Source organism: Pseudomonas sp. GW704-F2, from assembly GCF_059423025.1.
Genome location: NZ_JBWKXO010000012.1, coordinates 113,663 through 126,303 on the forward strand (window position 1 = coordinate 113,663; position 12,641 = coordinate 126,303).

Consider the following 12,641-nt stretch of genomic DNA (forward strand, 5'->3'; position numbering starts at 1 on the left):
TAGTGAGCCGACCGTTGAGCGACATTCATTAAACTGTCACGCAACTGTGGCAGCGCGCTTGAACAAACTTCATCAGACTCGCGCTCTACTGGGGTTCTGTGTTTCGGTGTTTTTCATGCGCGTGTTGCTGTTACTGGCCGCTCTACTGTTCGGCCTGCCGTCTTTTGCGGCGTCTCGATGTGATGTCAATGTCCCGACCCAAACGGTCGATCTGGCTCAGGTGAGCATCGCCTACCAGAGCATCGGCCGTGCGTCCGATCCGGCCTTGTTGCTGGTGATGGGCCTGGGTGGGCAACTGATCCACTGGCCTGACGAGGTTGTCGTCGCCCTGTGCCAGCAAGGTTTTCGGGTGATCCGCTACGACAATCGCGATGTCGGCCTGTCCACCTGGCGCCAGGCTCCGGCCAGCGCCAACCTGACGTTTGAAGTGTTGCGCTACAAACTCGGCCTGCCCGTGGCGGCGCCATACACGCTGACCGACATGGCCGATGACGCCCTGGGTTTGATGGATGCGTTGCAGGTCCAGCAATTCCACGTGCTCGGGGCGAGCATGGGCGGCATGATTGCCCAGCACCTGGCCGCGATGGCGCCGCAGCGGGTGGAAAGCCTGACGCTGATCATGACCAGCTCCGGCGCCGAAGGCCTGCCGGCGCCGAATGCGGCGCTGGTGCAATTGTTGTCGCGGCGCAGCGCACCCAATCGCGCAGTGGCCCTGGAGCAACAGGCCGATTTGCTGGCCGCGCTGGGCAGCCCGTATGTCAAGGATGACCGCCAGGTGTTGCTGCATCAGGCCGCGCTGTCCTACGACCGTGCGTTCAACCCCGAGGGCGTGAAACGCCAGATCATGGCGATCCTCGCCGAACCGAGCCGCGTGCCGTTGCTCAACCAATTGCGCGTGCCGACCCTGGTGGTGCATGGCACCGCCGACCCGTTGTTGCCGGTGATGCACGGCGTACACCTGGCCGCGCATATCCAGGGGAGCCAGTTGAAGCTGATTCCGGGCCTGGCCCATCGTTTCCAGGAAGCGTTCAAGGCGCCGTTGCTGGCGGCGGTGCTGCCGTACCTGCAAGCCCATCGTGAAGACGCCGTCCATTGGGCGCAGATCGAGCCGCCGGTCTCGGCGAAGGTGTTGTGACATTGGTGTATCGTGCAGCTTTTGCGGCGCATTAATGCCAGCGAGGTTGCCTACCATGAGTACTGCCCTGAAAATCGATTTCGTCAGCGATGTGTCCTGCCCCTGGTGCGTCATCGGCCTGCGCGGCCTGACCGAAGCCCTCGACCAACTCGGCAGCGAGGTGCAGGCCGAGATCCACTTCCAGCCGTTCGAACTGAACCCTGGCATGCCCGCCGAGGGCCAGAACATCGTCGAGCACATCACCGAGAAATACGGCTCCAGCGCCGAAGAGTCCCAGGCCACCCGTGCGCGCATCCGCGACATGGGCGCCGAGTTGGGCTTTGCGTTCCGCACCGACGGCCAGAGCCGCATCTACAACACCTTCGATGCCCATCGCCTGCTGCATTGGGCCGGGTTGGAAGGCTTGCAGTACAACCTCAAGGAAGCGCTGTTCAAAGCCTATTTCAGCGATGGCCAGGACCCGTCCGATCACGCGACGCTGGTGCGTATCGCCGAGAGCGTCGGCCTGGACCCACAACGCGCCGCGGCGATTCTCGCCAGCGATGAATACGTCGCCGAGGTGCGCGAGCAGGAACAACTGTGGGTGTCCCGTGGCGTGACGTCGGTGCCGACCATCGTGTTCAACGGGCAGTACGCGGTCAGCGGTGGCCAGTCGGTCGAAACGTTTGTCGGGGCGATTCGCCAGATCATCCGCGAATCCCGATCCTGACGCTGGTCCCATGTGGGAGGGGCTCATTGTCCTCAAGAGAGTCCCTGGCCCGTCCCTTGCATTGACCCCCTAAAGCCCATCCGCAATCCGGTTGGGCGCTGCCATTGGGGGTGAAACATTACCTTGAATATTCTTGACCTCGACCACAGCCTTACGGGCCAGGCGCCGATTGCCCGGCGTTTGGCCAGTGGTCATGCCACCCGTCTCGACTTGCTGGACCTGGGCCCGAAACTGCGCCTGTGGTCCACCGAAAAAACCTGGAAGCGCTTCACCGAACGCCTGGCGGCACGGCCCCGGCCCACGGACGCGCGGCCGGAAATCCTGTTTGTCGGCTCCGGCGATTATCACCACCTGACGCCGGCATTTCTGGCCGACCTGAAAGAACCCATCAGCCTGATCCACTTCGACAACCACCCCGACTGGGTCCGCTTTGCACCCAAGCGCCACTGCGGGTCGTGGGTCAACCGCGCGCTGAAGATGCCGGCGATCAAGCGCATCGTCACCCTCGGCCCGTGCAGCGATGACCTGCATAACCCGCAGCTGCGCGGCGGCAACCTCGGCGCCCTCACGCGCGGGCAATTGCAGCTGTTCCCATGGCAGCACCCGCCGTCGAAAGTCTGGGGGCGGGTCGGCGATGGCGCCGGCCACCAGCAGCAGGAAAACTACCTGTACTGGCGCAACCTGGCGGAGCTGGACTGGGCCGCATTCCTTGAGCAAATGATCAGCAGCCTGCCCACCGAAGCCATCTGGATCACCATCGACAAAGACGTGCTGGCCAGCGAAGACGCGGCCACCAACTGGGACCAGGGCGGCATGCGCCTGAGCCATCTGCTCCAGGCCCTGCGGGCCCTGGCGGCGCGCAAACGGATCATCGGCATCGACGTGTGCGGCGAGTTCGCCAAGCCCGTGTTCAGTAACGCCTTCAAGCGTTGGGAGGCCAAGTCCGACCAGCCGCCGGCCGAGCGCTGGAGTGCCGAGGACCTGCAGCGCAATGCCGCGACCAACGAAGCCCTGATCAACCTGTTTGAGGAGCTGTTTCCGTGACTTTGACCGTGGTGTTGCTGGTGGCCTTTTCCATCGTGCTCGATGTGGTCGGCCAGTTGTTTTTCAAGATGGGCCTGGACCGTTTGCCGGAGTTGGAGGGCGGCTTTCGCCTGAACGCGTTCTGGGGCCAGGTGTTCAATGCGCCGTTGTTGTGGGCGGGGCTTGGGGCCTACGCCATCGAGTTTTTCGTCTGGCTTGAAGCCTTGTCCCGCGCGCCGTTGAGCCTGTTGTTTCCGGCGGCGGCGCTGGCTTATTGCGGGGTGGTGCTGGCGGGCAAGCTGGTGCTGGGGGAAACCGTCAGCCGCCGGCGCTGGATGGGCACGCTGGTGATTACTTTCGGCGTGATGTTAGTCGCGATTGCAGGGGGTCAGGCATGAGTACGCAAAATATCGATCAGGGCTGGTTGCACGAACGCCTCGGCACCGTGGTGCTGTGGGCGTTGCTGATTTGCACCGAGAGCGCCGGGCAGCTGTTTACCAAGGTCGCCGGGGACCAACTGGGGCAGATGGATTTCAACTGGCAGTGGTTGTCCGAAGTGGCGCGCAACCCAGGGATTCTGGCGGCGATCGCCAGTTACATCGGCGCGTTTTTCGTGTGGATGCTGATCCTGCGACGCAGCAGCCTGTCGCTGGCGTTTCCGCTGAGTTCGCTGGTGTTTGTGGTGGTGTTGCTCGGTTCGTGGCTGGGGCTGGGGGAACATATCAGCCTGCTGCACTGGGTGGGCGTTGGGGTGATTATCGTCGGGATCGCGTTGTTGGCCGAAGGCGAGGAAAACTGAAAGTATCGCGATGAAATACTGGCTCCATGTGGGAGGGGGCTTGCCCCCGATAGCGGTAGATCAGTCCCGTATGTATTGGCTGACCCTGCGCTATCGGGGGCAAGCCCCCTCCCACATTTTTATCGATGTGCATCAGTCGAACTTGTAGCTGATCGCCGTCTGCACCTGGCTCTGGTTCACTTCGCCGGCCTGCTTGACGATGCTGCTGTTCGCCGCCGAACCCACCAGGCGGACCCAGCTGGCACTGGTCAACAGCGACCATTTCGTCGCCAGGGGAAACTCGAAGCTCTGGGTGAACGTCACGTTCTGGAAGCCGCCGCTGGCGTTGTAGGGGCGGAAACCCGAGGCGGCGGCTTCGCTATCGCTCACGCCGAAAAACGTGTTGGTCTGGCGTCGGTCGGCAAAATGCGCCATCAGGTCGCTGCTGCCGATGATCCCGCCGACCAGCGGATAGCCCAGCTCGCCGCCGACCTTGCCGAGCACGCCGCCCTGACCCTGGGCGCCGCCCACGGCGCGACCCAGTTGGGCGTAGACGCGCCAGAAGTCGGCCGGCGCGTATTCCACGAACCCACCGACTTCGGCCATGCTCGACACTTCGCGCAACCCCGACAACGCGCCGTTGGACGTGCGGCGCGACAGGTAGTTGATGTACGGGCCGGCGCTGAAACCGTTGGTGTTCAGGGCGCTCCAGGACAGGCCGTCATCGGTGCTCAGGCTGACGTCGCCCCAGTCCAGGTCGAGGTATGGAACGGCCGCGGTTTCATAGCGGGTGCCGGTGGGTTCCTTGGGCTGGTAGCTGATACCCGCGCCTGCTTCACCGGTGATGCCTTCGGCCTGCGCGGCTTGTGAAACGCTCCACAGCCCCAGTAACCCGGCGAATACAGCGGAGGTGATCCTGAACATGGTCACTGTTCCTTGATTGAATATGCGCGCATGAACGCGCAAAGCGCAGCCTTGACGCAAGCACTCATCTTGTTTGTAGCAAGCTACAAAAATTGTAGCTCCTTCGACACAAAACCGTCTGACATCCGCGCAAACCCCCAGCGCCATTGGGTGCTGGCCAGTTGGCACAGTCCCTGCTCTATACCTTCTGCAAGCGCACAGAGCGCGCTCCTCCTCAAGGTAAACGCAGATGATCCACTGGCATATCGTGTGTGACTTCGACGGGACCATTACCCCCACCGATGTCATCGACAACGTCCTCCAACGCTTCGCCGGCCCCGAGTGGGAAACCATCGAGCAGGAATGGTTGGATGGGCATATCGGTTCCCGCGAATGCCTGAGCCGCCAACTCGCGCTGATCAAGGCCACCCCAAGTGAGCTGCTGGCGTATTTCGACAGCGTCGAGATCGACCCGGACTTCCCCGATTTCGTCGATCACGTCATCGGCCTGGGGGCCTCCATTGAAGTGGTCAGCGACGGCATCGAGCAAGGCATCGCGCGGATTCTGTCGCGCAACTACGTGAGCTTGCTGCCGATCCTCGCCAACCGCCTGCGCCAGGTCGACCAGAACAGCTGGCGCATCGACTTCCCGTATGCCAGCGATGCCTGCCGTGCCGCTTCCGGCAACTGCAAGTGCAAATCCACCCCGCGCAACAAGCGCGTGCTGGTGATCGGTGACGGCAAGTCCGACATGTGCGTGGCCTCCACTGCCGACTTCGTTTTCGCCAAGGGCAGCCTTGCCCGGTACTGCGAGGCCAACAACATTCCCCATGCGCGCTTCGACACCTTCGCCGAAGTGAGCGCATTGCTGGCCAAGCTGCCACAGGGTATCGCCGCCAACGCCACGACCTTTGCCCCTACTGACCTCTCTATTGAAAATCAGGAACTCTTCCACCATGTCTGATATCCGCATCGCGAGCGCCGAAGACCAGATTCTTCTGGATAAAGAAGCCAAATACTGCTCTTACGGCGACACCGTTCACTACATCGAGCCACCGCGCATTTTCAGCCGTTGCGAAGGCTCCTACGTGTGGGACACCGAAGATCAGGCCTACCTCGACCTGCAAATGTGGTACTCGGCGGTCAACTTCGGCTATGCCAACCCGCGCTTGAACAATGCGCTGAAACAGCAGATCGACACCCTGCCGCAAATCGCCAGCCAGTACCTGCACAAAGGCAAGATCGAGCTGTCGGAAATGATCGCGGTCGACGCCAAGAAGAAGTTCGGCCTCGACGGTCGCGTCCACTTCAACGTCGGCGGTTCGCAGTCCATCGAAGACTCCCTGAAAGTGGTGCGTAACGCTACCAACGGCAAGAGCCTGATGTTCGCCTTCGAAGGCGGCTACCACGGCCGCACCCTCGGCGCGTCGTCGATCACCTCCAGCTACCGCTACCGTCGTCGCTATGGCCACTTCGGCGAGCGTGCGCAGTTCATCCCGTTCCCGTACCACTTCCGCGGCCCTAAAGGCATGACCAAGGAAGAATACGGCAGCCACTGCGTGCAGCAATTCGCCCGCCTGTTCGAGACCGAATACAACGGCGTGTGGGACCCGAAAGTCGGCCAGAGTGAATACGCCGCGTTCTACGTCGAGCCGATCCAGGGCACCGGCGGCTACGTGATCCCGCCGATGAACTTCTACCGCGAGCTCAAGCAGGTGCTGGACCAGCACGGCATCCTGATGGTGTCCGACGAAATCCAGATGGGCTTCTACCGCACCGGCAAGTTGTGGTCGATCGAACACTTCGACGTACAACCCGACGTGATCGTGTTCGGCAAGGCGCTGACCAACGGCCTCAACCCGCTGGGCGGCATCTGGGCCCGTGAAGAACTGATCAACCCGAAGATCTTCCCGCCAGGTTCGACCCACTCCACCTTCGCTTCCAACCCGTTGGGCACGGCGGTAGGCCTGGAAATGTTCAAGATGACCAACGAAGTCGATTACGGCGCGATGGTCATGGCCAAGGGCAAGTTCTTCCTGGAAGGCTTGCAGGACTTGCAGAAACGCTTCCCGATCATCGGCGACGTCGACGGCCTGGGCCTGGCCCTGCGCTGCGAAATCTGCGGCCCGGATGGTTTCACGCCGGACAAGGCGACCCTGGACTACATGGTCGAAGAAGGCATGAAAGGCGACATGGTGGTGGACGGACGCAAACTCGGCCTGATCCTCGACGTGGGCGGCTACTACAAGAACGTGATCACCCTGGCACCGTCCCTGGAAATCAGCTACCCGGAAATCGAACTGGGCCTGAAGCTGCTCGAGCAACTGCTGGTGCGAGCGACTAAACGGTGAGCAACGTCGGGATCGACCTCGGTGAGGGTGATGCCGGCTTCGTTCTCGGTGAAGGGCCGGTCGGCATCCTGTTGATCCACGGCCTGACAGGCACGCCGACGGAACTGCGCCAGGTCGCCAAGGGCCTGGCCAAGGTGGGTAATTGCACGGTGTACGTGCCCACCCTGGCCGGGCACTGCGGCGACAACAGAGACCTGCAGGCCACCGGCTGGTTGGACTGGTACGAAGGGTTGCGCCGAACCTTCGCCCAGGTCCGCCAGCGCCATGAACAGGTGTTTGTCGGCGGTCTGTCGATGGGCGCGGTGATGTCGATGTACCTGGCCTCGGAGCATCCGGGCCAGGTCGCCGGGCTGCTGATGTATTCGACCACCTTGAAGTACGACGGCTGGGGCATCAACAAGCTGGCGTTCCTTACGCCGTTGCTGATGAAAATTCCGTTCGGCGTGCATATCTGTCGCTTCGAAGAGAAGCCGCCCTACGGCATCAAGAACGAACGCCTACGGGCGATCGTCGAGCGGCAGATGAAGGAAGGGGAGAGCAGCGAGGCGGGCCTGCTGACCATGGAGGGCATTACGGTGCGCGAGTTGCACCGGATGAACGCCGTGGTCAAAAAGCGCATGCCTCAGGTCAAGGTGCCGGCCCTGGTGCTGCATTCGATCGAGGATGACATCACCAGCCGCTGGAACGCCGATTACGTGGAACGTCACCTCGGCGGGCCGGTGACCAAGATCCTGCTGGACAACTGCTACCACATGATCACCGTCGACCTGCAATACCGCCGGGTGATCGAGTTGAGTGCGGAGTTTGTCGAGCTGCACACCGCTTCCGTGGACGCCGGTGCGTTGTGGCGAGGGCGCTTGCCCGCGTCAGGCAGCGAAGCGAGCCTGGAACCTGCCACCTCGTTCTAGTTGTAAGGACCGCGTGTCATTGAGGGGGCTGCTGCGCAGTCCAGCGGGAGTACGCTCCCTCGCTACAAAGGATTCGATGTGATAACCACCCAAGCCTTCCCGACCATCCGGGCCATCCGGCGCAGTGCCTGGAACGACTGTTTTCCCGGCGCGCTGGAGGACTGGGACTACTACGTTGCCGTGGAAAACGCCGCGATCGACGATTTTCAATGGCGCTACCTGGCGGTATTTGAAGACGGCGCGCTGGTGGCCGTGGCGGCCGCGTTCATCACCCATTACCGCCTCGATACCACGGTGTCGGGCGTCGGCAAGCGCTTGACCTCGCGGCTGGAGCGGCTGTGGCCGGGTGTTTTGCAAGTGGGGCTGTACGCCATCGGTTCGCCGGTGGCCGAGCGTTGTGACGCTGGGTTTGCCAGTGGCGTGCCTGAGGTTCGGCGCGCGCTGTTACTCAAGCACCTGCTGCTGGCGGCGCGCCAGGACGCCGATGAGTTTGGCATCGGCCTGGTGGCGGTCAAGGATGCCCCGACGCAGGACCCGCACTGGGCCGACAGTTGCCGCGCGGCTGGCTTTCAAAGCATGCCGAGCTTGCCCACCGGCTTATTGCCGCTGCCTTACGGCTCGGTGGACGCTTACCTGGGCTCGCTGGGCAAATCCACGCGCAAGGACTTGCGGCGCAAACTGCGCGCGCCAGGCCCAAGGGTGGAGTGGCGGCGCAACATCGACGATGTGCTGCCCGAGGTCATGCGCCTGTACGAAGCCACGCTGACCCGTGCCGAGCTGCAGTTCGAACGCTTGCCCGCGAGTTATTTCACCGGCGTGCTCGAACGCCTTGAACAACGCGCGGTCTGTGTTCTTTACTGGGTCGACGAGCACTTGGTGGCGTTCAACCTGATGCTGGTGGACGAGCATCGGCTGGTCGACAAGTTCTTCGGGCACGACGTGGAGTTTACCCGTGACTACAACCTCTACTTCCGTAGTTGGTTGACCAATGTCGACTACTGTATCCAACACAATATTGCGTTGTATGAGTGTGGCCAGGCCGGATATGCCAGTAAGCTGCGGCTGGGGTGCGAGTTCCAGGGCAACAGCCTGTTCTTCCGCCACCGTAACCGGCTGGTCAACGGCCTGCTCAGACTCGTGAAAATGTTTCTTCGACCGGATCGTTCCGACCCTGCCATGGCTGCTGCGATAAGCGAAACCTGATGATCACCAAGACCCGCCAGAAAGCCCGCCCCTTTGCTATTTCGCGCTGGAGCGTCCAGCGCAAGTTGGTGCTGGCGTTCTGGCTGGTCAGTGTGATTCCGACCATGATCGCGGCCGAGCTGGCCGCCACCACGCTGTCGCAGATTTTCGACAGCAACGTGCGGATCTGGCTGCAGGAATCGACCAAGATCGTCAAGGACGAGATCGGCGACATCCTGCATGACAACGCGCGCATGGCGAAATTGTTCCTGCGCTACACCAGCCCGCCCTCCAGCCGGGAGGCGGCCAAGCACGACAGGCTCGCCGCCGATATCGCCGAAGCCACGGACATCGACGTGGTGGCCCTGATTCGCAGCAGTGACCACCGGGTGGTGTTCAGCACCGCGGCCAATGACATCGTCAAGCAGATCAACCTGACCAGCAACGCCGCATTGCAGACCGTGCAAGTGGCGGGGGTGAATACCGGCATCGTGGTCTCGACTTTCGAGACCAGCCAGGACGGCGTTGACTACGTGCTGCTGGTGGCCACCTACCTGGACAGCAGTTTCCTCACCAGCGTAGCCGACGTACATTCCCTCGACCTGCGCCTGTACCTGGCCAACCCCGGCGGTTTCTCGGAAATTTTCTCGACCCAGCGCTTCATGGATCACCCCTCGCACATCCCGAAAGGCGTCGAAGCCGAGATGCGCAGCAGCAAGCAACCCAGCGAACAGTTCACCAACAAATACAGCGGTTTGTACTGGCCGATCTTCAACGATGCCGGCGAGCTGCAAGGCGTGATCTTCAGCGGCCTGCTGCGCCATACCAGCCTGGTCGGGCTGGTGAACCAGAGCAACCTGTTCGTGCTGATTTTCCTGCTCAGCTCGGCACTGTCCCTGGCGGCGGGGCTGCTGGTGTCGCGGCGCTTGACCCAACCGTTGCGCGATCTGTCCCAGGGCGTGAGCGCCGTGATCTCGGGCAATTATGCCCACCGTGTGGTGGTCAGCGGCGGCGATGAGCTGGCGCAATTGAGCAGCACCTTCAACCATATGACCGAACGGCTGGGGGAGTTGCATCACCTCGAAGCCCAACTGCGTCGGCGCGACCGTCTGCATGCCCTGGGCGAAGTCGCCATGGGCCTGGCCCACGAAATCCGTAACCCGCTGGGGATCATCAAGACCGCCACGCAACTGCTGCACCGTCGCACCGACTTGCCGGAAGCCGACAAGCGCCACCTGGAATATGTGATCAGCGAAGTCAGCCGGATCAACGACCTGATCACCGAGTTTCTCGATTTCGCCAAACCCAACGCGCCGCTGCGCGTATTGCAACCGGCGCGCGCGCTGGTGGAGGAGATCCTCGGCTTCTGCAGCCCGGAACTGGCCAGCCACAAAATCGACGCCCACATCGACGACCAGGCGCCCGGCGCGACCATCTATGCCGACGCCAAGCAGCTCAAACAGGCCTGCCTCAACCTGATTCTCAACGCTATCGATGCAATGCCCGAAGGTGGCCGCCTGACCCTGGGCATTCGTTCGATGGGCGACAACACGGTCATCAGCGTCGCCGACACCGGCCAGGGTATCCCGGCGGATATGATCGAGCGCATCTTCACCCCGTTCGTCACCACCAAGGCTTCCGGCACCGGCCTGGGCCTGGCCAAAGTCTATTCGATCATGGAAAGTCACGACGGCAGCATCGAATGCATCAGCGAGAATGATGCCGGCGCTACGTTCAGCCTGTACATTCCGGCAACCGGCGAAGACGACGAGGACACTCATGACGCATAACATATTGGTGGTCGACGACGAGCCCAAGCTCTGTGACCTGTTGTCGTCGGCCCTCAGCCAGAATGGCATCCAGGTGTTCACGGCGGGTAACGGCCTGCACGCGCTCAAAGTGCTGGAGCAGGAAGACATCGACCTGGTGATCAGCGACTGGCGCATGCCGGGCATGGACGGTCCGGCGCTGCTGGCCGAGATCAAGGCGCGCTATTCCCAGGTGCCGGTGATCGTGATGACCGCCTACAGCACGGTGAAAAACGCCGTACAGTCGATGCGCAACGGTGCGTATGACTACATTGCCAAGCCGTTCGATATCGACGAGCTGGACATCACCGTGGCCAAGGCCCTGCAGTTTCGCGACATCATGCGCGACAACGCCCGCATGCGCGCCGAGCTGGACGAGCAGGCGCAGTTCGACAGCCTGGTGGGCGACAGCCCGGCGTTTCGCAAGGTGTTGCAGGCAGTGGATTCGGTGCGCGACAGCAGCGCAACGATCCTGCTGACCGGCGAAAGCGGCACCGGCAAGGAAATGGTCGCCCGCGCCATCCACAAGCACGGCAGCCGGGCCGACAAACCGTTCGTCGCGGTCAATTGCGCGGCGATTCCCGAAGGGCTGCTGGAAAGCGAAATGTTCGGCCATCGCAAGGGCGCCTTCACCGGTGCCGTGGCCGACCGGGTCGGGCGTTTTATGCAGGCCGACAAGGGCACGCTGTTTCTCGACGAAGTGGGCGACATGCCGCTGGCGCTGCAGGCCAAGATTCTGCGCGCCTTGCAGGAGCGGGTGATCGAGCCGGTGGGCGACCCCCGCGAGCGCAAGGTGGACGTGCGCGTGATCGCCGCCACCAACAAGAACCTGTTGGAGGCGGTGGCCAACAAGGAGTTTCGCGAGGACTTGTATTACCGCCTCAACGTGTTCCCGATCCCGCTGCCGCCCTTGCGCGAGCGCGTGGAAGACATCGCGCCCCTGGCCCGGCACTTCGCCCAGACCTTGAGCGTCACCGCTGGTAAACGCATCACCGGTTTCAGCCCCGAGGCCTTGCAGGCCATGACGGCGTATCACTGGCCGGGCAATATCCGCGAGCTGCAGAACTGCGTGGAACGCGCGACGATCGTGGCGTCATCGCCGGTGATTGAAGATATCGACTTGCCGGGTTATCTGTTCGCGTCCAAGCCCAGCGAGGGCGGCGTGACGGCGACCCTCAGCGACGGACCGGGCATTCCCCAGGACCTGGATGCGGCGCTGGCGGAGGTGGAGAAAGCCTACATCCAGGCGGCATTGCACGAGAGCAATGGCGTACAGGCGGCCGCAGCGGCGAAGATCGGGATTTCCGAGCGCAGCTTCTGGTATCGCCTGAAGAAGCTGGGGATTCAGGTCGACAAAATAGTCCGCTGAGTTGCCTGGCACAGCACTGTTCTAAATGTGGGAGGGGGCTTGCCCCCGATAGCAGTGGGTCAGACAGCCTATGTGTCTCTGATCCACCGCCATCGGGGGCAAGCCCCCTCCCACGTTTGGATTGTGGTGTGTCAGGTCTGCAGGCGTACCCAGACGCTGACCAGAACAGTCGCTGCCATCAACCACGCTAGCGCTGCTACGGCTAAAGAGGCTTCCAGGCGCAGGCGATCGACCAGCACGTAGAGCGTCGCCAAATACACAAAGTACGGAATGATCGACCACATCCCGAACAGGATGGTGGTCTTCAAATCGTCCACCGAACGGCCTTTGCCGACGATGTAATGGGCGATCAGCGCAAAGGTCGGGAACAGCGGCACCAACCCGGCGATGTAGTAATTCCGGGTCTTGGCCAACGCGGCCAGTATCAGCACCACCGCCGCGCCCAGGGCGGCCTTCAATATCAGATCCACGCGCG

The 12,641-nt window shown here is 62.3% G+C and carries 13 protein-coding genes; 11 read left to right on the forward strand and 2 right to left on the reverse strand.

All coding sequences use genetic code 11. From position 1 onward, the window contains the following. The first annotated feature begins 115 nt into the window (after positions 1-115). From AC07W0_RS12910 to AC07W0_RS12930, 5 genes are all read left to right on the forward strand, one after another. Positions 116-1,135 (forward strand): alpha/beta fold hydrolase, encoded by a 1,020-nt coding sequence (locus AC07W0_RS12910; protein ID WP_046485800.1) that lies wholly within the window; start codon positions 116-118, stop codon positions 1,133-1,135. 55 nt (positions 1,136-1,190) lie between these two features. Next, positions 1,191-1,844, forward strand: coding sequence for a DsbA family oxidoreductase (locus tag AC07W0_RS12915; RefSeq protein ID WP_057004339.1), 654 nt, complete (start codon positions 1,191-1,193; stop codon positions 1,842-1,844). Positions 1,845-1,967: 123 nt separating this feature from the next. Next, positions 1,968-2,888 (forward strand): arginase family protein, encoded by a 921-nt coding sequence (locus tag AC07W0_RS12920; RefSeq protein ID WP_017844595.1) that lies wholly within the window; start codon positions 1,968-1,970, stop codon positions 2,886-2,888. Beyond that, positions 2,885-3,265 carry a DMT family transporter gene (locus tag AC07W0_RS12925; protein ID WP_017844596.1) on the forward strand — a complete coding sequence of 127 codons (381 nt, stop codon included), beginning with the start codon at positions 2,885-2,887 and terminating at the stop codon, positions 3,263-3,265. Before AC07W0_RS12920 ends, AC07W0_RS12925 begins: the two co-directional genes overlap by 4 nt. Beyond that, a complete protein-coding gene (locus tag AC07W0_RS12930) occupies positions 3,262-3,666 on the forward strand; it encodes an EamA family transporter (protein ID WP_102617517.1) in 405 nt (134 codons plus the stop codon). The genes AC07W0_RS12925 and AC07W0_RS12930 overlap by 4 nt, the downstream gene beginning before the upstream one ends. Positions 3,667-3,798: 132 nt before the next feature. Here AC07W0_RS12930 and AC07W0_RS12935 read toward each other — a convergent pair whose 3' ends face one another. Then, positions 3,799-4,569, reverse strand: coding sequence for a MipA/OmpV family protein (locus AC07W0_RS12935; RefSeq protein ID WP_046485797.1), 771 nt, complete (start codon positions 4,567-4,569; stop codon positions 3,799-3,801). A 229-nt stretch (positions 4,570-4,798) separates the two neighbouring features. On the opposite strand from AC07W0_RS12935, the gene AC07W0_RS12940 reads away from it, so the two are divergent. The 6 genes from AC07W0_RS12940 to AC07W0_RS12965 all read left to right on the forward strand — a co-directional run bounded on the left by AC07W0_RS12940 (position 4,799) and on the right by AC07W0_RS12965 (position 12,166). Beyond that, positions 4,799-5,512, forward strand: coding sequence for an MtnX-like HAD-IB family phosphatase (locus AC07W0_RS12940; protein ID WP_017844599.1), 714 nt, complete (start codon positions 4,799-4,801; stop codon positions 5,510-5,512). Beyond that, positions 5,505-6,899, forward strand: a complete 1,395-nt coding sequence (locus tag AC07W0_RS12945) for an aspartate aminotransferase family protein (protein WP_017844600.1) — start codon at positions 5,505-5,507, stop codon at positions 6,897-6,899. Before AC07W0_RS12940 ends, AC07W0_RS12945 begins: the two co-directional genes overlap by 8 nt. Next, on the forward strand, positions 6,896-7,807 hold the full coding sequence (locus AC07W0_RS12950) for an alpha/beta hydrolase (RefSeq protein ID WP_102617516.1): 912 nt from the start codon (positions 6,896-6,898) through the stop codon (positions 7,805-7,807). The genes AC07W0_RS12945 and AC07W0_RS12950 overlap by 4 nt, the downstream gene beginning before the upstream one ends. A gap of 78 nt (positions 7,808-7,885) precedes the next feature. Continuing rightward, on the forward strand, positions 7,886-9,010 hold the full coding sequence (locus AC07W0_RS12955) for a GNAT family N-acetyltransferase (RefSeq protein ID WP_017844602.1): 1,125 nt from the start codon (positions 7,886-7,888) through the stop codon (positions 9,008-9,010). Further along, complete coding sequence (locus AC07W0_RS12960) at positions 9,010-10,779, forward strand: sensor histidine kinase (RefSeq protein WP_102617515.1); 1,770 nt, start codon at positions 9,010-9,012, stop codon at positions 10,777-10,779. The genes AC07W0_RS12955 and AC07W0_RS12960 overlap by 1 nt, the downstream gene beginning before the upstream one ends. Further along, complete coding sequence (locus tag AC07W0_RS12965) at positions 10,769-12,166, forward strand: sigma-54-dependent transcriptional regulator (RefSeq protein WP_102617514.1); 1,398 nt, start codon at positions 10,769-10,771, stop codon at positions 12,164-12,166. Before AC07W0_RS12960 ends, AC07W0_RS12965 begins: the two co-directional genes overlap by 11 nt. A 131-nt stretch (positions 12,167-12,297) precedes the next feature. Here the strand turns inward: AC07W0_RS12965 and AC07W0_RS12970 are convergent, their stop codons facing one another. Continuing rightward, positions 12,298-12,627 carry a GlpM family protein gene (locus AC07W0_RS12970; RefSeq protein WP_162231505.1) on the reverse strand — a complete coding sequence of 110 codons (330 nt, stop codon included), beginning with the start codon at positions 12,625-12,627 and terminating at the stop codon, positions 12,298-12,300. Positions 12,628-12,641: the final 14 nt, after the last annotated feature.